This window comes from Cedecea davisae (genome assembly GCF_044095835.1).
Classification (GTDB): domain Bacteria; phylum Pseudomonadota; class Gammaproteobacteria; order Enterobacterales; family Enterobacteriaceae; genus Cedecea; species Cedecea davisae.
This window is the reverse complement of record NZ_CP172054.1, coordinates 4,584,195-4,604,610: the sequence shown is the minus strand read 5'-3', so window position 1 is coordinate 4,604,610 and position 20,416 is coordinate 4,584,195. Positions and strand designations below refer to the sequence as shown.

Here is a 20,416-nt window from a genome sequence, read left to right as displayed (position 1 = left end):
CGACCCCTATGTCTCAGCATAAAAATGGATGGTTAGAACGCGAAGACGCATTTGCTGCTTTCGCGACAGGCCCGCTTACGGAATTCTGGCGCAGGCGTGAAGAGCGTGAATTCACCGGCGTTGATGACATTCCTGTGCGCTACGTCCGTTTCACTTCGCCACAGCACGATCGCGTTATCGTGGTCTGCCCTGGCAGAATCGAAAGCTATGTGAAATACGCCGAGCTTGCCTGGGACTTATTCCACAGCGGTTTCGATGTTCTCATCATCGACCACCGCGGGCAGGGGCGATCCGGACGACTGCTTTCGGATAGCCACCGCGGGCATGTTGTGAACTTCAGCGACTACGTTGAGGATTTTGACCGTTTTTACCAGCAGGAAGTTGCGCCGGGCAGCTGGCGTAAACGCTATATGCTGGCCCACTCAATGGGCGGCGCGATTGCCGCCCTCTGGCTACAGCAGAACCCCGATGCCTTCAGCGCAGTTGCGCTTTGTGCGCCTATGTTTGGTATTACGCTGCGTTGGCCAGAGTGGATGGTTCGCCATATTCTTGACTGGGCTGAAGGGCACCCGCGTATTCGGGAAGGCTACGCAATAGGAACAGGTCGCTGGCGTGCGCTGCCGTTTAGCGTTAACGTCCTGACCCACAGTGAGGAGCGCTACCGCCGTAGCCTGCGTTTTTATGCTGATGAGCCAGCATTGCGGGTGGGGGGGCCAACGTTCCACTGGGTACGAGAAGGAATACTCGCCGGAGAAAAGGTGTTAGCAGGAGCCGCTGCCATCACCACGCCGATTTTTTTACTCCAGGCAGAAGAGGAGCGTGTGGTGGACAACCGTGCGCACCAGCGTTTCTGCGAAATTAAGGCCGCGGCGGGTCATCCCTGTGAGGGGGAATCACCTTACGTTATTGAAGGTGCGTATCACGAGATCCTGTTTGAAAAGGACGCTATGCGCGCCAGAGCGCTGTCTGCCGTGCTCGAGTTTTTCGACCGGCATAACTAATTGAAAATATCTCACCAGAGGCTGAATAATCCTATGTACCACGTCGTTGCATCCGATTTAGATGGCACGTTGCTGTCTCCCGACCATTTCCTCTCCGCTTATGCGAAAGAAACATTAAAACTGCTCACAGCCGAAGGCGTTAACTTTGTTTTTGCCACCGGCCGCCACCACATTGATGTGGCACAAATCCGCGATAATCTTGAGATCTCGGCCTACATGATCACCTCCAACGGTGCTCGCGTGCACGACACCGACGGCAATCTGGTGTTCTCTCACGACCTTGACCACGATATCGCTCAGGACTTGTTTGGCGTGATGCACAACAGCCCTGACATCGTGACCAACGTCTACCGCGGCGACGAGTGGTTTATGAACCGCCATCGTCCGGAAGAGATGAAATATTTCCAGGAAGCTAAATTTAGCTACACGCTGTTTGAACCTGGCCTGCTGGAAGCCGACGGGGTCAGCAAAGTGTTCTTCACCTGTGACGACCACGACGCGCTGCTGCCGCTTGAGCAAGCCATTAACGCCCGCTGGGGTGACCGTGTAAACGTGAGCTTCTCTACGCTCACCTGCCTTGAAGTGATGGCGGGCGGCGTTTCCAAAGGCCATGCGCTGGAAGCGGTGTCTAAAGCGATGGGCTTTGGGCTGAAAGACTGTATTGCCTTCGGCGATGGGATGAACGATGCCGAGATGTTGAGCATGGCCGGAAAGGGCTGCATCATGGGCAACGCCCACCAGCGCCTCAAAGACCTGCTGCCGGAGCTTGAGGTTATCGGCACCAACGGGGATAACGCGGTGCCGCACTATCTGCGTAAACTGTTCCTGAAAGCCGAGTAATGGGCAAAATGACGGGTGGTTTAATAATGACCACTCGTCAACTAAATAGTTAAGCCAGCCTGCTGTCCACTGGTTACAATGGCGCAATATCGTTCGCTTCGGATTGCTCATCGTGCCATTACTTATCATCACCACAATTCTGTGGGCCTTCTCTTTTAGCCTGATAGGCGAATACCTTGCCGGGCATGTAGATAGCTACTTTTCCGTGCTGATGCGCGTTGGGTTGGCGGCACTGGTGTTCCTGCCGTTCCTGCGCTTTAAGGGCTACCGGCCAAAAACGCTGCTGCTGTACATGCTGGTGGGGGCGCTTCAACTGGGCGTAATGTACCTCTTCAGCTTCCGCGCCTACATGTACCTGACGGTTTCCGAATTCCTGCTGTTTACGGTGATGACGCCGCTGTACGTGACGCTTATCTACGATCTGTTGAGCGGCAATAAGCTGCGCTGGGGCTACGCTCTGAGCGCGGGGCTGGCGGTGATTGGTGCGGCGATTATTCGCTATGACAAAGTGAGCGAGCACTTCTGGATTGGCCTGCTGCTGGTGCAGGGGGCTAATATTTGCTTCGCTATCGGGATGGTGGGCTATAAGCGCCTGATGGAAACCCACCCGATGCCGCAGCATTGCGCGTTTTCCTGGTTTTATCTCGGAGCATTTATTGTCGCCGTCGTGGCCTGGTTCACCCTCGGTAATCCGCAGAAGCTTCCTGCCACTTCGCTACAGTGGGGGATTCTGGTTTGGCTGGGCGTGGTGGCTTCCGGGCTGGGCTACTTTATGTGGAACTACGGCGCGACTCAGGTTGATGCCGGTACGCTCGGCATCATGAATAACGTGCACGTTCCGGCCGGGCTGCTGGTCAACCTTGCTATCTGGCAGGAGCAGCCGCACTGGCCGAGCTTTATCATTGGGGGAACGGTGATAATGGCCTCGCTGTGGGTACATCGCCGGTGGGTCGCTCCGCGTTCTTCACAAACGGAAGGTGGTCGCAGGCATGCTGGCGCGTCGAGCGAATAAACGCCTCGGTTACCGGCTGGCGCTGCTCTCCGTCGCGCACTGCCGCATACAGTCGGCTCCATAATCCCTCGCCCAGGGTTTTGGTGACTATCAAACCCTGGTGCTCAAAACTCTCCACCACCCAGTGCGGTAGGGCGGCAATGCCCATCCGCGCCGACACCATCTGGATCAGCAGCAGCGTGTTATCTACGCTTTTCAGCGAAGGGCTAACGCCCGCCGGCTGGAGGAAGTTACGCCAGATGTCCATGCGGCTACGCTGTACCGGGTAAATCAACAGCGTTTCGCTGGTTAAATCTTCAGGTTCAATACTCGCTTTGTGCGCCAGCGGATGGTCAGTGGCGACAACCAGGCGCACTTCAAAATCAAACATCGGCGAATAATGCAGCCCGCTGCGCGGCAGGATATCGGAGGTTAATACGATATCCAGCTCGCCTTGCTGCAGGGCTGGCTGCGGGTCAAAAGTGACGCCTGATTTAAAGTCCATTTCCACCTGCGGCCAGTGCAGACGGAAATTTTCCAACGCCGGAGTCAGCCATTGAATACAGCTGTGGCACTCAATCGCAATGCGCAGCCGCGTTTGATGAGGCTCGTTACATGCCTGCAGGGCGCGGCCAATTTGCGGAAGCACCTGCTCCGCAAGTTGCAACAGAATTTCGCCCTGAGGCGTAAAACGAAGTGGCTGACTTTTACGAACGAACAGGCGGAAGCCGAGACGCTGCTCCAGATCGCTGAACTGGTGAGATAGAGCAGACTGAGTCTGATGCAGGGCCGCAGCCGCGGCGGCGAGGGAGCCGCAGTTTTGCAACGCTTGCAGCGTCCGCAGGTGTTTAATCTCGATCATGAAAGTCCTTCACTTCGTCATGAACAAATTGCGCTTGAGGAATATACAGTACCTGCTGATTATAGCGGTGTAAACATCTGGATGGCTAAATACATCGAACCGAATAGAGGAAACACCATGACAATCCATAACCACACCCTCGGGTTCCCTCGCGTCGGCCTCAAGCGCGAGCTGAAAAAAGCACAAGAAAGCTACTGGGCAGGCAATACCTCCCGCGAAGAATTGCTGGCGGTTGGCCGCGAACTGCGTGCCCGCCACTGGGACCAACAAAAACAGGCTGGCGTTGAGCTGCTGCCGGTGGGCGATTTCGCCTGGTACGACCATGTTCTGACCACCAGCCTGCTGCTCGGTAACGTGCCGGCTCGTCATCAGAGCAAAGATGGCAGCGTAGATATCGACACCCTGTTCCGTATTGGCCGCGGCCGCGCACCGACCGGTGAACCGGCTGCCGCCGCTGAAATGACCAAGTGGTTCAACACTAACTACCACTACATGGTGCCGGAATTCACCAAAGGCCAGCAGTTCAGACTGACCTGGACTCAACTGCTGGAAGAAGTGGATGAAGCGCTGGCGCTTGGCCATAAAGTGAAGCCTGTACTGCTGGGGCCGGTAACTTACCTCTGGCTTGGCAAAGTGAAAGGCGAGCAGTTTGATCGCCTCAGCCTGCTGAAAGATATCCTGCCGGTGTACCAGAAGGTGCTGGCCGAGCTGGCAAAACGCGGCGTTGAATGGGTACAAATTGACGAACCTGCGCTGGTTCTTGAACTGCCGCAGGCATGGTTAGATGCCTTTAAACCGGCCTATGACGCGCTGAACGGCCAAGTTAAGTTGCTGCTGACTACTTACTTCGAAGGCGTTGGCCCGAACCTGAACACCATCACCACGCTGCCGGTGCAGGGCCTGCACGTAGACTTCGTGCACGGTAAAGACGACGTGAACGAAATCCACAAGAAGCTGCCTGCTGACTGGCTGCTGTCCGCCGGGGTAATCAACGGTCGTAACGTATGGCGAGCTGATCTGACCGAGAAATATGCGCAGCTTAAAGCGCTGGTGGGCAAGCGTGACCTGTGGGTGGCCTCTTCTTGCTCCCTGCTGCACAGCCCAATCGACCTGAGCGTGGAGACTCGCCTGGACGCGGAAGTGAAGAGCTGGTTTGCCTTCGCCCTGCAAAAGTGTGCCGAACTGTCTCTTCTGACCGAAGCTCTGAACAGCGGCGACACAGCTAAAATTGCCGAGTGGAGCGCGCCGATTCAGGCTCGCCGTAATTCTAAACGCGTACATAATGCCGCCGTTGGCGAGCGTCTGGCGCAGGTAACGTCTCAGGATAGCCAGCGTCAGAGCAGCTATAACGCCCGTGCCGCTGCCCAGCGCGCGCGCTTCAACCTGCCGGCATGGCCAACGACGACCATCGGTTCCTTCCCGCAAACCACTGAAATTCGCGGCCTGCGCCTGGACTTCAAGAAGGGGAATCTGGACGCTAATAACTATCGCACCGGCATAGCCGAACACATTAAGCAGGCGATTATTGAGCAGGAACGCCTGGGGCTGGACGTGCTGGTACACGGCGAAGCCGAGCGTAACGACATGGTTGAATACTTTGGTGAGCACCTGGATGGTTTCGTATTCACCCAAAACGGCTGGGTACAGAGCTACGGTTCCCGCTGCGTTAAGCCGCCGGTTGTTATCGGCGATATCAGCCGCCCTGAGCCAATTACCGTTGAGTGGGCTAAGTACGCGCAGTCCCTGACCGACAAACCGGTTAAAGGCATGCTGACCGGGCCTGTAACCATCCTCTGCTGGTCTTTCCCGCGTGAAGATGTGTCTCGCGAGACTATCGCTAAGCAGATTGCGCTGGCGCTGCGTGACGAAGTGGCTGACCTCGAAGAAGCGGGTATCGGCATCATTCAGATTGATGAACCGGCCCTGCGTGAAGGCTTACCGCTGCGCCAGTCGGACTGGCAGGCTTATCTGGAGTGGGGCGTTGAGGCCTTCCGCCTGAACGCCGCCGTGGTGCGCGATGACACCCAGATCCACACCCACATGTGCTACTGCGAGTTCAACGACATCATGGACTCCATTGCGGCGCTGGATGCGGACGTTATCACCATCGAAACCTCGCGCTCAGATATGGATCTGCTGGAGTCGTTCAAAGAGTTCGAATACCCGAACGAAATTGGGCCGGGCGTTTACGACATCCACTCCCCGAACGTGCCAGATGTGGAATGGATCGAGGCCCTGTTAAAGAAAGCGGCTGAGTCTGTTCCTTCCGAACGCCTGTGGGTTAACCCGGACTGCGGCCTGAAAACACGCGGCTGGCCGGAAACCCGCGCGGCGCTGGCTAATATGGTGAAAGCGGCGCAGAACCTGCGTAACGAATAATCCAAAAAAACAAAGCGGGGGCATTTAGCCCCCGTTTCTTACTTCCTTACCCCATAGCGCTTAAACCACGCCAGCATTCGCTCCCAGCCATCCTTCGCCGACTCCTCATGATAGCTCGGGCGATAGTCCGCATTAAAAGCATGACCCGCTTCCGGGTAAACTATGATTTCAGCATTGGCATTGGCCGCGCGTAAAGCCTGGCGCATGCTTTCAACGCTCTCCTGTGAAATGCCGGTATCCTGGCCGCCATAAAGTCCGAGAACTGGCGCATTAAGATTGATGGCGATATCGACCGGGTGATGCGGAGAGTTCATCGTTTTCTCGCCAGTCAGCTTGCCGTACCAGGCCACTGCGGCTTTAAGCTGCGGGTTATGCGCCGCGTACAGCCATGCTATGCGCCCGCCCCAGCAAAAGCCGGTGACCATCAGGCGGTGGGCGTCGCCGCCGTTGCGTGAAGCCCAGCTGGCTACGTGGTCGAGATCGCCCAACACCTGGCTGTCCGGTACTTTAAAGACCAGGCCGCTTAGCAACGTGGGGATATCGGCGAAATCTCCCGGCTCGCCCTGGCGAAAATAAAGTTCGGGGGCGATGGCCAGATAGCCTTCGAGGGCCAGACGGCGGCAGACATCACGGATATGTTCATGTACGCCAAAGATTTCCTGAATAACGATAACTACCGGCAGCGGGCCGTCGGCGTTTTTAGGCCTGGCATGGTAAGCAGGCATGTTGTCGCCCTGGCTTGGAATAGATGTTTCCCCGCACTGGATTGCTTCCTCCGGAGTGGAAACGACGGTAGAGGCAACGGGGGAGGCCGCCGGTGCGAAGCCTTCGCCCGGTGTGTTATGTGTTGTTTGCTTTTGTTTCATGGTTTTCTCCGAACCAGCATTAGCGCAGTGTGATAACTATAGCCAGGATTAGTAACAAATCTGGTCGGCAAAAAACGCGAGCAATGGACAAAAACCAGGCCGATCGTCCTTTATGTGTGATGTGAATCACTAATGTGAATACAAATAATGTAATTTGTTTCATTCAAAGTGAACCTCATCACGAAATTATGCTCAGGGGTTCTGTAAAGTACCGCTTTGCTTCTCCTGAAACCTACTCTACAGAGGAGTCTGTTATGTCCAAGTCTGATGTTTTCCATCTCGGCCTCACCAAAAATGACCTCGAAGGGGCTACGCTTGCGATTGTCCCGGGCGATCCTGAGCGTGTGGAAAAAATCGCCGCGCTGATGGACAAGCCGGTTAAGCTGGCTTCCCACCGTGAATTCACTTCCTGGCGTGCTGAACTGGACGGCAAGCCGGTTATCATCTGTTCTACCGGTATCGGCGGCCCTTCTACCTCTATCGCTGTTGAAGAACTGGCGCAGCTGGGTATTCGTACCTTCCTGCGCGTGGGCACGACCGGCGCTATTCAGCCAAATATCAACGTGGGTGACGTGCTGGTGACAACCGCCTCCGTTCGCCTCGACGGTGCCAGCCTGCACTTTGCGCCGATGGAATACCCGGCAGTGGCAGACTTCGCTTGTACTACCGCGCTGGTGGAGGCCGCTAAGGCCGTGGGCGCAACCACCCACATCGGCGTGACCGCTTCTTCAGACACCTTCTATCCGGGCCAGGAGCGCTATGACACGCTTTCCGGCCGCGTAGTGAGCCGCTTTAAAGGCTCCATGAAGGAGTGGCAGGAGATGGGCGTGATGAACTACGAAATGGAATCCGCAACTCTGCTGACCATGTGTTCCAGCCAGGGCCTGCGTGCGGGGATGGTTGCCGGGGTAATCGTGAACCGTACCCAGCAAGAGATCCCGAACGCTGAAACCATGAAGAAAACCGAAAGCCACGCGGTAAAAATCGTGGTGGAAGCGGCACGCCGCCTGCTGTAGTTTTCCTTCATCATGATGTAAAAGAGCCGGCGCTTGCCGGCTTTTTTTTATGCTTTGCGCACCGCCTTCCGGAAAATCCCTTTTCATCTGGACATTTATACAGCAGAATTTTACCGTGCAGCTGTTAGCGATGGTTTGAGGGAGAAGCATGGATATTTCACTGTGGTTTGGGCTGGGTATTGGGCTGGTCGGGTTATTAACCGGCTGGCTGCTCGCGAGCTTGCGTGCGGCTCAGCGCCAGGCGCTATTGCATGAAGAACAGCGTGAAATCTATGGCGAGCTGGCTGCGGCACGGCAAGAGCTACAACAGAGCCAGCACTGGCGGGAAGAGTGCGAGCAGCTCAACAGTGAAGTCCGTGCCCAAATGGAGATCAACAGCGGGCAGGAGGCGGATATCCGCGAGCTGACCACGCTGCTGGAGCAAACCCGGCTGAATGCCGAAGACAAACATCGCCAGATGCTCAATAGCGAGCAGCGCCTGAATGAACAGTTCGAAAATCTGGCTAACCGCATCTTCGAGCAGAGCGGGCGCAAGGTGGAAGAGCAAAATCGCCAGAGCCTGAACGTACTGCTGTCGCCGCTGCGTGAACAGCTGGACGGTTTCCGCCGCCAGGTGCAGGAAAGCTTTGGCCAGGAAGCGCGTGAGCGCCATACGCTAACTCACGAAATCAGGAACCTACAGCAGCTTAATGCACAAATGGCGCAGGAAGCTCTGAACCTGACAAAAGCGCTGAAGGGCGATAATAAAACCCAGGGCAACTGGGGAGAAGTGGTGCTAACTCGCGTACTTGAAGCTTCCGGCCTGCGTGAAGGGCATGAATACCAGACCCAGGTAAATATCCAGCTGGAAAACAACAGCCGTATGCAGCCGGACGTGATAGTTCGCCTGCCGCAGGGCAAAGACGTAGTTATTGACGCTAAAATGACGCTGGTCGCCTACGAGCGCTATTTTAACGGTGAAGATGAGTTAACGCGTGAAAGCGCGCTGAGCGAGCACATCGCCGCCGTTCGCAACCATATTCGCCTGCTGGGCCGCAAAGATTATCAGCAGCTTCCGGGGCTGCGCTCCCTCGACTACGTGTTGATGTTTATTCCCGTCGAGCCCGCTTTCCTGCTGGCTATCGACCGTCAGCCCGAATTGATTAGCGAAGCGTTGAAAAACAATATTATGCTGGTCAGCCCAACGACGCTGCTGGTGGCGCTGCGCACTATCGCCAATTTATGGCGCTATGAGCATCAGAGCCGTAATGCCCAGCAGATTGCCGAGCGGGCTGGAAGGCTGTACGACAAGATGCGCCTGTTTGTTGACGATATGTCCGCCATCGGCCAGAGCCTCGATAAAGCGCAGGACAATTATCGCCAGGCGATGAAAAAACTTTCCTCCGGGCGTGGCAACATTCTGGTGCAGGCGGATGCCTTCCGCGGGCTTGGCGTTGAGGTTAAACGTGAGATTAATCCCGAATGGGTAGATAAGGCCCGTCAGGATGACGAAGATAACGCGGCGCGTCTGGGCCACGAAGACGAAGAGTCTGCAAGCGAGGTCAATGATTTAACGCCGCGACGGTCGGTTGGAGAGCGTTGAGCTAAGGTTTAGTCGCGCGGTTGAATCATAGGGCTTTAGCGCCCATTCTGTTACACTTCACGAACATTTTCTTGATTAAGCAGGCATTGAGATGGTTGACGAATCCCAGGAATCTAAGTCCCAGGAAACAACGCACTTTGGCTTCCGTACCGTAGCTAAAGAGCAAAAGGTCGATATGGTGGCGAATGTGTTCCACTCTGTTGCGGCAAAATACGATGTGATGAACGATTTAATGTCGTTCGGTATTCATCGCCTGTGGAAGCGCTACACGATTGACTGCAGCGGCGTACGCCGCGGCCAGCGCGTGCTCGACCTGGCGGGTGGCACCGGTGACCTGACGGCGAAGTTCTCGCGTCTGGTGGGTGAAACCGGCGAAGTCGTACTGGCGGATATCAACGACTCAATGCTGAAAATGGGGCGCGAAAAGCTGCGCAACATCGGGATTGTCGGCAATGTAAGCTACGTTCAGGCCAACGCCGAAGCGCTTCCGTTCCCGGACAATACTTTTGACTGCATCACCATCTCCTTCGGTTTGCGTAACGTTACGGATAAAGACGCCGCGCTGCGCTCGATGTTCCGCGTGCTGAAGCCGGGTGGCCGCCTGCTGGTGCTGGAGTTCTCCAAACCTGCCTTTGAGCCGCTGAATAAAGCTTATGATGCTTATTCGTTCCACATTCTGCCGCGTATTGGCGAAATGGTGGCTCAGGACGGCGAAAGCTACCGTTATCTTGCGGAGTCCATCCGCATGCACCCTGACCAGGAAACGCTGAAGGCGATGATGGAAGAAGCCGGGTTTGAAAACACCACCTATTTCAATTTGACCGGCGGGATTGTTGCCCTGCACCGCGGTTATAAATTTTAACCAGGGGAGCATCGATGCCATTCACTCCGCTTATCACCGCCGGAATTGAGGGTGTGCTTAACACCTTCCTCTGGCGCGATCGCAGCCTCAAATCAGCGCGCCAGCGTCTTCAGGGCAAGACGCTTCGCGTAACGTTGAAAGAGATTTCTTCGCCGCTGGTGCTGGTGTTCAGTGAACAGCAGCTGGACGTCTTAAGCCAGTGGGAAGGTGAGGCGGACTGTAACGTCACGACCCGCATCGGCGTGCTGCCTAAGCTGCGCGACCGCCAACAGCTCACCGCGCTTATCCGCAGCGGCGAGCTGGAAGTGGAGGGCGATATTCAGGTGGTACAAAACCTGGCTTCGTTGATGGATCTCGCGGAATTCGATCCTGCGGAGCTGCTGGCGCCGTATATCGGTGACATCGCGGCTGAAGGTATCAGCAAAGTGGCCCGTAACGGCGGTAAGCTGCTCAAAAAGGGTTTTAGCCGTAATCGGCAATACCTGGCTGAAACGCTTACCGAAGAGTGGCGCGTGGCGCCGGGGCAGCTGGAGGTGGCATGGTTCGCAGAGGAAACCGCGGCGCTGGCACGCTCGGTCGAAGCCTTTAGCGAGCGGCTGGACAAGCTGGAGGGCAAATGACGCCAGGAGAACTTCGTCGTCTTTACTTCATTGTCCGTATCTTCCTGAGCTATGGTCTCGATGAGCTAATCCCCAAAATTCGCCTTACGCTGCCGCTTCGAATCTGGCGGCGCTGCCTGTTCTGGATGCCAAATCGCCACCGCGACAAGCCGCTTGGCGAGCGCCTGCGCCTTGCGCTGCAGGAGCTTGGGCCGGTGTGGATAAAGTTTGGTCAAATGCTCTCCACGCGCCGCGATCTCTTCCCGCCGGTGATTGCCGACCAGCTTGCGATGTTGCAGGACAGGGTTGCCCCGTTTGACGGCAAGCTCGCGCAGCAGCAGATAGAGCTGGCGATGGGCGGGATCCCGGTGGAAAGCTGGTTCGACGATTTTGACATTAAGCCGCTGGCTTCCGCCTCTATTGCTCAGGTGCATACCGCGCGCCTTAAAGAGAGCGGCAAAGAAGTGGTTATTAAGGTTATCCGCCCCGATATCCTGCCGGTGATTAAGGCGGATATGAAGCTTATCTACCGCCTCGCCCGCTGGGTTCCGCGCCTGCTGCCTGATGGCCGCCGTTTGCGCCCGCTCGAAGTGGTTCGCGAGTATGAAAAGACGCTGATCGACGAGCTAAACCTGCTGCGTGAAGCCGCGAACGCCATTCAGCTGCGGCGGAACTTCGAAAATAGCCCGATGTTGTATGTGCCTGAGGTTTACTCGGACTACTGTAGCGAAAACATGATGGTAATGGAGCGGATTTACGGTATTCCGGTTTCCGATACCGCCGCGCTTGAAGCCCAGGGCACCAACATGAAACTGCTCGCCGAGCGAGGCGTGCAGGTGTTCTTTACCCAGGTATTCCGCGACAGCTTTTTCCATGCGGATATGCATCCGGGGAATATCTTTGTCAGCTATGAGCACCCGGAAGATCCGAAGTATATCGGCATCGACTGCGGCATTGTCGGCTCACTCAATAAGGAAGATAAGCGCTATCTGGCGGAAAACTTTATCGCCTTCTTTAACCGCGATTATCGTAAAGTGGCCGAGCTGCATGTGGACTCAGGCTGGGTTCCGCCGGACACCAATGTTGAAGAGTTCGAGTTTGCCATTCGCACAGTTTGCGAGCCGATTTTTGAGAAACCGCTGGCGGAGATTTCGTTTGGTCACGTGCTGCTGAACCTGTTCAACACCGCGCGTCGCTTCAATATGGAAGTTCAGCCACAGCTGGTTTTACTGCAAAAGACGCTTTTATACGTTGAAGGGGTCGGTCGGCAGCTCTATCCACAGCTTGATTTGTGGAAAACGGCGAAACCTTTCCTGGAAAGTTGGATCAAAGATCAGGTGGGTATTCCTGCCCTGGTGAGAGCTTTTAAAGAAAAAGCGCCCTTCTGGGTGGAAAAAATGCCGGAGTTGCCGGAACTGGTGTACAACAGTTTGCGCCAGGGCAAGCAATTACAGCATAGCGTTGATAAAATTCAGCGCGACCTGCAACTTCATCACGTGCGGCAGGGACAGTCGCGTTATCTGTTCGGCATAGGCGCTACGCTGATTTTGAGCGGCACGCTGCTGCTCATCAATAAGCCGGAGTGGGCGTTGATGCCCGCCTGGTTGATGGCGGGCGGTATCGTCGTCTGGCTGATTGGCTGGCGGCGCTCTGCCTGAACTTTAATCGGAATTAACGGATGATTGCCGTATAATAGCGGCTCTCATTGCCTGAATATCTTTATACGGGAGTCGGTATGGGCATCAGTTGGCCACAATTGTTAATCATTGTTGTTATCGTTGTTTTATTGTTTGGCACCAAGAAACTGGGCTCTTTAGGCTCGGATCTCGGCGCATCAATCAAAGGCTTTAAAAAAGCCATGGGCGATGATGACAGCAAAGAGAAAGAAAATGGCGAGAAGGATGCTGATTTTGCAGCGAAATCCCTCTCTGAGAAACCGAGCGACGTGAAAAAAGACGAAGCGAAGAGCAACGATAAAGAGCAGGTATAAATCGTGTTCGACATTGGTTTTGGCGAACTGCTGCTGGTATTCGTGATTGGCCTCATTGTGCTGGGGCCCCAGCGGCTGCCGGTGGCGGTAAAAACGGTGGTGGGTTGGGTGCGCGCGCTGCGTTCACTCGCCACTACGGTGCAGAACGAACTCGCTCAGGAACTGAAGCTGCAGGAACTGCAGGACAGCCTGAAAAAGGTCGAGAAAGCCAGCATGGACAATCTGACGCCCGAGCTGAAGGCGTCGATGGACGAGCTGCGCCAGGCCGCCGAGTCGATGAAACGTTCCTATACCCAACACGATCCTGAAAAGAAAAGTGACGAAGCCCATACTATCCATAACCCGCTGGTGAAGGATGAGGAGCTAAGTCACGAAGGCGTGACGCCAGCCGCAGCGGCGCACCAGGCCAGCGCGCCTGACGTTGTTCCGCAGGAGCCTGCTCCTGAGCCTGCGGCGGCAGTAGAGCCGGCTGTGGTTGAACACCCGGTTAAACCCGCCCCGGAAGCCGCGCCCGTCGCGCCCTCAATGCAACCCCCGAGTGAAAAATCGTAATCATGGCTGTTGAAGATACCCAACCGCTCATCAGTCATCTGATAGAGCTGCGCAAGCGCCTGCTGAACAGCATGATTGCCGTGCTGGTGATTTTCCTGGCGCTGGTTTATTTTGCCAACGATATCTACCAGCTGGTTTCAGCTCCGCTGATCAAGCATATGCCGCTGGGGTCAACGATGATCGCGACGGACGTAGCGTCGCCGTTCTTTACCCCAATTAAGCTGACTATCTACGTCTCGGTGTGTTTGGCCGCGCCGGTCATCCTGTATCAGATCTGGGCCTTTATTGCTCCTGCGCTGTATAAACACGAACGTAAGATGGTGATGCCGCTGCTGTTCTCCAGCACGCTGCTGTTTTATATCGGCATCGCTTTTGCCTATTTCGTGGTCTTCCCGCTGGCCTTCGGCTTCCTGACCAAAACCGCGCCGATAGGGGTGGTGGTGTCAACGGACATCACTAAATACCTCGATTTTGTCATGGCGCTGTTTATGGCGTTTGGCGTCGCGTTTGAAGTCCCGGTAGCAATAATCCTGCTGTGCTGGATGGGCATTACTACGCCGGAATCTCTCAAGCAGAAGCGTCCTTATATTCTGGTTGGCGCTTTTGTTGTCGGGATGCTGTTAACGCCTCCGGACGTGTTCTCGCAAACGCTGCTGGCTATCCCGATGTACTGCCTGTTTGAAGTAGGCGTGTTCTTCTCTCGCTTCTACGTCGGCAAAGGCCGGGGGCAAGGCGAAGAAGACGAGCCTGAAGTTGAAGACGAGCGCTCTGAAAAAGAGTAATGATTAAAAGCCGCCCTCAGGGGCGGTTGTCGTTTGGAGGGACAAATGTTTGATATCGGCGTAAACCTTACCAGCTCGCAGTTTGCAAAAGACCATGCTGAAGTGGTTGCCCGCGCGAAGCAGGCTGGCCTGAGCGGCATGATGCTGACCGGCACGAACCTCCACGAAAGCGAACAGGCGTTGCTTATGGCGCAGCAGTACGACAACTGCTGGTCCACTGCGGGCGTGCATCCGCATGATGCCAGCCAGTGGCAGGACAGCACCGCAGAGTCTCTTCGCAGGCTGGCCGCGGCGCCTCAGGTAGTCGCGATAGGTGAATGCGGCCTGGACTTTAACCGCAACTTTTCTACGCCTGCCGAGCAAGAGCGCGCTTTTACCGCTCAGCTTGCGCTGGCCGCAGAATTGATGATGCCGGTATTTTTGCACTGTCGCGATGCCCACGAGCGCTTTCTTGCCCTGCTTGATCCGTGGCTCGAACAGCTGCCCGGCGTCGTGCTGCACTGTTTTACAGGCACCGAAGCAGAGGCGCGTGATTGCCTGCTGCGCGGGCTCTTTATCGGTATCACCGGCTGGGTCTGTGATGAACGGCGTGGCCTGGCGCTGCGCGAACTGCTGCCGATTATTCCGGCCCAGCAACTGCTGCTGGAGACCGATGCTCCCTATTTGTTGCCCCGGGATCTACAACCAAAACCTGCGTCCCGCCGCAACGAACCCTGTTATCTGCCCCATATCCTGAATAAGGTAGCCGAGTGGCGCGGTGAAGATCCGGCCTGGCTCGCGCAGGTAACAGATGACAATGCTCGTCGGTTATTCCGACTGGGTTTTAACCAGGAGAAAGTTAAATGAGCTATGCATTTCCAGGTACGTTTCCCGGCCGCCGTATGCGCCGCGTACGCCGCCATGACTTCAGCCGCCGCCTGGTGGCCGAAAATCAGCTAACGGTAAACGACCTGATCTACCCTGTGTTTGTCATGGAAGGCCACAATCAGCAGCAGGAAGTGCCGTCGATGCCGGGCGTGTATCGCATGACCATCGACCAGCTGTTGAAAGAAGCTGAAGCGGTAGCGAAGCTGGGGGTGCCTGTGCTCTCCCTGTTCCCGGTTATTGAAAGCGACGGTAAATCACTGCATGCCGAGGAAGCGTACAACCCGAACGGGCTGGTACAGCGTGCCGTTCGTGCGCTGAAAGACGCGGTGCCGGAACTGGGACTGCTGACCGACGTAGCGCTCGACCCGTACACTACTCATGGCCAGGACGGCGTAATTGATGCCGACGGTTATGTCATTAACGACGTGACCCGTGAAATTCTGGTGCGCCAGGCGCTTTCCCACGCGGAAGCCGGAGCGGAGATTGTTGCGCCAAGCGACATGATGGACGGGCGTATCGGCGCCATTCGCGATCGGTTGGAAGCCGACGGCTTCGTTAACACCCAGATTATGTCTTATGCCGCGAAATACGCCTCCTGCTATTACGGTCCGTTCCGCGATGCTATTGGTTCTTCGGGTAACCTGAAGGGCGGCAATAAAAAGACTTACCAGATGGATCCGGCCAACGGAGATGAAGCTCTGCAGGAAGTGGCGCAGGATCTTCAGGAAGGGGCCGATATGGTGATGGTTAAGCCGGGGATGCCTTATCTGGACGTGGTGCGCCGCGTAAAAGATACCTTCGGCGTACCGACTTTTGCCTACCAGGTTTCCGGTGAATACGCGATGCATATGGCGGCAATTCAGAACGGCTGGCTGGCAGAGAAGCCCGCTATTCTGGAATCCCTGATGTGCTTTAAGCGTGCCGGAGCCGATGGTGTGCTGACCTACTTCTCAAAGCGTGTCGCCCAGTGGCTGCACGACGAGCAGATGCAGCGCTAGAAACAACAAGGCCAGCATATGCTGGCCTTTTTACTGTTAAACCTTGCGGAAGTCGGTATTACGTACGCTTTGCCGTACCTGTTTATTCAGCAGGTTAAGCAGCAGCATGGAGCGAGCTTCCCCGTCCGGCTCGGCAAAAATCGCCTGCAACCCTTCGAAAGCCCCCTCGGTAATCACCACGCTGTCGCCGGGATACGGCGTTTCCGGGTCGGTGATATTGTCCGCCTGGTAATGCATCAGCTCACAGATAACCGTTTCAGGCACCGTTGCCGGCTGTGCGCCAAAGCGAACAAAATGGCTGACGCCACGGGTCGAATGGACCGTGGTGGTATGAATAGATTCGGGGTCGAATTCGACAAAAAGATAGTTGGGGAACAAAGGCTCACTGACCGCAGTTCTTTTACCACGCACCATTTTTTCCAGCGTGATCATTGGAGTAAGGCAATTCACCTCCTGGCGCTCAAGATGTTCTTTCGCACGCAGCAATTGGCCTCGTTTACAGTACAGAAGATACCAGGATTCCATAATTTCTCTTTCCACCCGCTCAAGCGCGCCAGAATAACAAAACGTCCCGCGCAGAGATAGACGACATTAGTATAACCTGGCTGTCGGCGGCGACCTGCGGCTGTTTCACGCTAATTTAACAAAAATACAGCATGGCGGCAGTGAAGTCCGTATAATGGCGGCAAAATCCGACGTCATGATAAATTGCATGAAATACCACGACCTACGCGAATTTCTTGCGCTGCTCGAGCAGCAGGGCGAACTCAAACGTATCGCATTGCCTGTCGATCCGAACCTGGAAATGACCGAGATTGCCGATCGCACTTTGCGGGCGGGCGGCCCGGCGCTGCTGTTTGAAAACCCGAAGGGCTACGACATGCCGGTGCTCTGCAACCTGTTTGGCACGCCAAAACGGGTGGCGATGGGCATGGGGCAGGATGATGTTTCTGCGTTACGTGAAGTGGGAAAACTTCTGGCGTTTCTCAAAGAGCCGGAGCCGCCGAAAGGCTTCCGCGATCTGTTCGATAAACTCCCTCAGTTTAAGCAAGTTTTAAATATGCCGACCAAACGGCTGCGCAACGCGCCTTGCCAGGAGCAGGTTTGGGAGGGCGATGAAGTTGACCTGAACCGCATTCCTATTATGCGCTGCTGGCCGGATGATGTTGCCCCGCTGATTACCTGGGGCCTGACGGTTACCCGCGGCCCGCATAAAGAGCGGCAAAATCTGGGCATTTATCGCCAGCAGCTGATTGGTAAAAATAAGCTGATCATGCGCTGGTTATCTCATCGCGGCGGCGCGCTGGACTTCCAGGAGTGGTGCGAAGCACATCCAGGCGAGCGTTTCCCGGTATCTGTCGCTCTCGGGGCAGACCCCGCAACGATTCTTGGTGCGGTTACGCCGGTGCCTGATACGCTTTCTGAATATGCCTTTGCCGGTTTGCTGCGTGGGACTAAAACCGAGGTCGTTAAATGTATTTCTAACGATCTTGAGGTGCCTGCAGGTGCGGAAATCGTGCTCGAGGGCTATATTGAGCGGGCTGAAATGGCGCCTGAAGGCCCTTACGGGGACCACACGGGCTACTACAATGAAGTGGATAGCTTCCCGGTGTTTACCGTGACGCATATTACGCAGCGTCAGGATGCGATTTATCATTCGACCTATACCGGGCGTCCGCCGGATGAACCTGCGGTCTTAGGCGTGGCGCTGAATGAAGTGCTGGTTCCTATTTTGCAAAAGCAGTTCCCGGAAATTATCGACTTCTATCTGCCCCCTGAAGGCTGTTCTTATCGCCTGGCCGTGGTGACGATTAAGAAACAGTATGCCGGGCACGCCAAGCGAGTCATGATGGGCGTCTGGTCATTCCTGCGCCAGTTTATGTACACCAAATTCGTTATCGTTTGCGATGACGATGTTAACGCCCGCGACTGGAATGATGTTATCTGGGCTATCACTACGCGTATGGACCCCTCCCGTGATACGGTACTGATTGATAACACACCAATAGATTATCTGGATTTTGCCTCGCCGGTTTCCGGGCTTGGCTCAAAAATGGGACTGGATGCCACCAATAAATGGCCAGGGGAAACCCAGCGTGAATGGGGACGTCCAATTAAAAAAGATGCCGAAGTTTGCGCTCGCATCGACGCCATCTGGGATGAACTGGCTATTTTTGATAAACACAAAGACGCCTGAGCGGCAGTCTATACGGTATAGCTTTATTGACCCGACAGAGGGGACGCATGACAACCTTAAGCTGTAAAGTGACCTCGGTAGAAGCGATAACCGATACGGTATATCGCGTTCGATTGCTGCCGGAAGCAGAATTCTCATTCCAGGCCGGGCAGTATTTGATGGTGGTGATGGACGAGCGGGACAAGCGCCCGTTCTCTATGGCATCCACGCCGAGCGAACATGAGTTTATCGAGCTGCATATCGGTGCATCTGAACTCAACCTCTACGCCATGGCGGTGATGGAACGTATTCTGAAGCAGCAGGAAATCCTGGTAGATATGCCCCACGGTGATGCCTGGCTGCGGGAAGATGAAAGCCGGCCGCTGATCCTGATTGCCGGTGGCACCGGTTTCTCCTACGTTCGCTCTATTCTGCTGACGGCGCTGGCCCGTAATCCGCAGCGTGAAATTGCTATCTACTGGGGCGGGCGTGAAGAGAAGCATCTTTATGACTTGTCCGAGCTTGAGGGGCTGACGCTCAAGCATGAGAACCTGCGCGTTGAGGCGGTGGTTGAGCAGCCTGAAGAAGGCTGGCGTGGCCGCAGCGGCACGGTTCTGACCGCGGTGATGCAGGACTACGATTCACTAAGCGGGCACGATATTTATATTGCTGGCCGTTTTGAGATGGCAAAAATCGCCCGTGACCTGTTCTGCAATGAGCGCGGTGCGCTGGCTGAACACATGTTTGGTGATGCTTTCTCGTTTATCTGAGATAGGCCGCAGGTAAGCTAAGCCACCGCTTCGTCGGTGGTTTTTTTATTTCTGCACCATAAAAAAACCCGCCCCTGACAGGCGGGAAACACGGCAACTAAACTCGGCTAAGTTTTTTATTAAACGCGTTCAAACACGGTTGCGATACCCTGGCCCAGACCAATACACATGGTCGCAAGGCCAAACTGCGTATCGCGGCGCTCCATCAGGTTTATCAGCGTCGTGCTGATACGTGAACCGGAGCAGCCCAGCGGGTGACCCAGAGCAATAGCCCCGCCGTTCAGGTTAATCTTCTCGTCGATCTTATCCATCAGCCCCAGATCTTTAATGCACGGAAGGATCTGCGCGGCAAAGGCTTCGTTCATCTCAAACAGGTCGATGTCCTGGGCGGTTAGCCCGGCTTTTTTCAGCGCCAGTCTTGATGCCGGGACCGGACCATAGCCCATAATGGATGGGTCACAGCCGACCACCGCCATGGAACGGACGCGAGCGCGGATTTTCAGCCCCAGTTCTTTAGCGCGCGATTCGCTCATCAGCAGCATGGCCGAGGCCCCGTCGGATAATGCTGACGAAGTCCCCGCGGTGACGGTGCCGTTGACCGGATCAAACGCTGGCTTCAGCGCGGCAAGACCTTCGACGGTGGTTTCCGGGCGGATAACCTCGTCGAAGTCATAGCGCTTCAGCACGCCGTCGGCATCGTGGCCAGTGGTAGGCATGATTTCGTTTTTGAAATGGCCTGCTTCGGTGGCGGCCCAGGCGCGCTGGTGAGAGCGAGCGGCAAACTGATCCTGCATTTCACGGCTGATACCGTGCAGGCGGGAGAGCATTTCCGCCGTCAGGCCCATCATTCCGGCGGCCTTAGCAACGTTGCGGCTCATGCCCGGGTGGAAGTCAACGCCGTGGCTCATCGGCACATGGCCCATATGCTCCACGCCGCCAATCAGGCAGGCATGTGCATCGCCGGTTTGGATCATGCGTGCCGCGTCGTGCAGCGCCTGCATTGAGGAGCCGCAAAGGCGGTTTACCGTCACAGCTGGAACCGAATGCGGGATTTCAGCCAGCAGTGAAGCATTACGGGCAATATTAAAGCCCTGCTCAAGGGTCTGTTGCACGCAGCCCCAATAGATGTCATCCAGCGCCGCAGCTTCCAGAGCTGGGTTGCGGGAAAGAATACTGCGCATCAGATGCGCCGACAGATCCTCGGCACGCACGTTGCGGAACGCGCCTCCTTTGGAGCGGCCCATCGGCGTACGGATGGCATCAACAATAACAACCTTTTCCAT

The 20,416-nt window shown here is 55.7% G+C and carries 20 protein-coding genes; 16 read left to right on the top strand and 4 right to left on the bottom strand.

Going from position 1 to position 20,416, the window contains the following annotated elements; genetic code table 11:
• Positions 1–8 precede the first annotated feature (8 nt).
• The 3 genes from pldB to ACG1VR_RS21985 all read left to right on the top strand — a co-directional run bounded on the left by pldB (position 9) and on the right by ACG1VR_RS21985 (position 2,853).
• The gene (gene pldB / locus ACG1VR_RS21995; protein ID WP_016539005.1) at positions 9–1,001 is read left to right on the top strand and encodes a lysophospholipase L2; all 993 of its coding nucleotides are present in this window, start codon (positions 9–11) and stop codon (positions 999–1,001) included.
• Positions 1,002–1,034: 33 nt separating this feature from the next.
• Complete coding sequence (gene yigL / locus ACG1VR_RS21990; protein WP_016539006.1) at positions 1,035–1,841, top strand: sugar/pyridoxal phosphate phosphatase YigL; 807 nt, start codon at positions 1,035–1,037, stop codon at positions 1,839–1,841.
• Positions 1,842–1,953: 112 nt separating this feature from the next.
• Entirely contained in the window at positions 1,954–2,853 is a 900-nt protein-coding gene (locus tag ACG1VR_RS21985; RefSeq protein WP_172568617.1) for a carboxylate/amino acid/amine transporter, read from the top strand.
• Here the strand turns inward: ACG1VR_RS21985 and metR are convergent.
• A complete protein-coding gene (gene metR, locus ACG1VR_RS21980; protein WP_395489794.1) occupies positions 2,741–3,694 on the bottom strand; it encodes an HTH-type transcriptional regulator MetR in 954 nt (317 codons plus the stop codon). The genes ACG1VR_RS21985 and metR overlap by 113 nt on opposite strands.
• A 117-nt stretch (positions 3,695–3,811) precedes the next feature.
• Here metR and metE point away from each other — a divergent pair, with 117 nt between their 5' ends.
• Entirely contained in the window at positions 3,812–6,073 is a 2,262-nt protein-coding gene (metE, locus tag ACG1VR_RS21975; RefSeq protein ID WP_395489793.1) for a 5-methyltetrahydropteroyltriglutamate--homocysteine S-methyltransferase, read from the top strand.
• Positions 6,074–6,111: 38 nt separating this feature from the next.
• Here metE and ACG1VR_RS21970 read toward each other — a convergent pair whose 3' ends face one another.
• The gene (locus ACG1VR_RS21970; RefSeq protein ID WP_395489792.1) at positions 6,112–6,939 is read right to left on the bottom strand and encodes a dienelactone hydrolase family protein; all 828 of its coding nucleotides are present in this window, start codon (positions 6,937–6,939) and stop codon (positions 6,112–6,114) included.
• Between the two features lie 254 nt (positions 6,940–7,193).
• On the opposite strand from ACG1VR_RS21970, the gene udp reads away from it, so the two are divergent.
• The 10 genes from udp (at position 7,194) to hemB (ending at position 16,187) form a co-directional block, all read left to right on the top strand.
• Complete coding sequence (udp, locus tag ACG1VR_RS21965) at positions 7,194–7,955, top strand: uridine phosphorylase (RefSeq protein WP_016539012.1); 762 nt, start codon at positions 7,194–7,196, stop codon at positions 7,953–7,955.
• A 148-nt stretch (positions 7,956–8,103) separates the two neighbouring features.
• Positions 8,104–9,537 carry a DNA recombination protein RmuC gene (gene rmuC / locus ACG1VR_RS21960; RefSeq protein WP_395489791.1) on the top strand — a complete coding sequence of 478 codons (1,434 nt, stop codon included), beginning with the start codon at positions 8,104–8,106 and terminating at the stop codon, positions 9,535–9,537.
• Positions 9,538–9,628: 91 nt separating this feature from the next.
• On the top strand, positions 9,629–10,399 hold the full coding sequence (gene ubiE / locus ACG1VR_RS21955) for a bifunctional demethylmenaquinone methyltransferase/2-methoxy-6-polyprenyl-1,4-benzoquinol methylase UbiE (RefSeq protein WP_016539014.1): 771 nt from the start codon (positions 9,629–9,631) through the stop codon (positions 10,397–10,399).
• Positions 10,400–10,413: 14 nt separating this feature from the next.
• The gene (locus ACG1VR_RS21950; protein ID WP_395489790.1) at positions 10,414–11,019 is read left to right on the top strand and encodes an SCP2 domain-containing protein; all 606 of its coding nucleotides are present in this window, start codon (positions 10,414–10,416) and stop codon (positions 11,017–11,019) included.
• Positions 11,016–12,656 (top strand): ubiquinone biosynthesis regulatory protein kinase UbiB, encoded by a 1,641-nt coding sequence (gene ubiB, locus ACG1VR_RS21945; RefSeq protein ID WP_172568611.1) that lies wholly within the window; start codon positions 11,016–11,018, stop codon positions 12,654–12,656. The genes ACG1VR_RS21950 and ubiB overlap by 4 nt, the downstream gene beginning before the upstream one ends.
• A 77-nt stretch (positions 12,657–12,733) precedes the next feature.
• Positions 12,734–12,988 carry a twin-arginine translocase TatA/TatE family subunit gene (tatA, locus tag ACG1VR_RS21940; protein WP_016539017.1) on the top strand — a complete coding sequence of 85 codons (255 nt, stop codon included), beginning with the start codon at positions 12,734–12,736 and terminating at the stop codon, positions 12,986–12,988.
• A gap of 3 nt (positions 12,989–12,991) precedes the next feature.
• Entirely contained in the window at positions 12,992–13,540 is a 549-nt protein-coding gene (gene tatB / locus ACG1VR_RS21935; RefSeq protein ID WP_172568610.1) for a Sec-independent protein translocase protein TatB, read from the top strand.
• A gap of 2 nt (positions 13,541–13,542) precedes the next feature.
• On the top strand, positions 13,543–14,322 hold the full coding sequence (tatC, locus tag ACG1VR_RS21930) for a Sec-independent protein translocase subunit TatC (protein WP_016539019.1): 780 nt from the start codon (positions 13,543–13,545) through the stop codon (positions 14,320–14,322).
• Positions 14,323–14,367: 45 nt separating this feature from the next.
• Entirely contained in the window at positions 14,368–15,168 is an 801-nt protein-coding gene (gene tatD / locus ACG1VR_RS21925; protein WP_016539020.1) for a 3'-5' ssDNA/RNA exonuclease TatD, read from the top strand.
• Positions 15,165–16,187, top strand: coding sequence for a porphobilinogen synthase (gene hemB, locus ACG1VR_RS21920; protein WP_039899057.1), 1,023 nt, complete (start codon positions 15,165–15,167; stop codon positions 16,185–16,187). The genes tatD and hemB overlap by 4 nt, the downstream gene beginning before the upstream one ends.
• 36 nt (positions 16,188–16,223) lie before the next feature.
• On the opposite strand, the gene rfaH is transcribed toward hemB, so the two are convergent.
• Positions 16,224–16,712 (bottom strand): transcription/translation regulatory transformer protein RfaH, encoded by a 489-nt coding sequence (gene rfaH, locus ACG1VR_RS21915; protein WP_395489789.1) that lies wholly within the window; start codon positions 16,710–16,712, stop codon positions 16,224–16,226.
• Positions 16,713–16,890: 178 nt separating this feature from the next.
• On the opposite strand from rfaH, the gene ubiD reads away from it, so the two are divergent.
• Positions 16,891–18,384, top strand: a complete 1,494-nt coding sequence (gene ubiD, locus ACG1VR_RS21910) for a 4-hydroxy-3-polyprenylbenzoate decarboxylase (protein WP_395491134.1) — start codon at positions 16,891–16,893, stop codon at positions 18,382–18,384.
• A gap of 47 nt (positions 18,385–18,431) precedes the next feature.
• Positions 18,432–19,133: an NAD(P)H-flavin reductase gene (gene fre, locus ACG1VR_RS21905; protein WP_172568607.1), complete on the top strand. Its 702-nt coding sequence runs from the start codon at positions 18,432–18,434 to the stop codon at positions 19,131–19,133.
• A gap of 119 nt (positions 19,134–19,252) precedes the next feature.
• On the opposite strand, the gene fadA is transcribed toward fre, so the two are convergent.
• On the bottom strand, positions 19,253–20,416 hold the full coding sequence (fadA, locus tag ACG1VR_RS21900) for an acetyl-CoA C-acyltransferase FadA (RefSeq protein WP_395489788.1): 1,164 nt from the start codon (positions 20,414–20,416) through the stop codon (positions 19,253–19,255).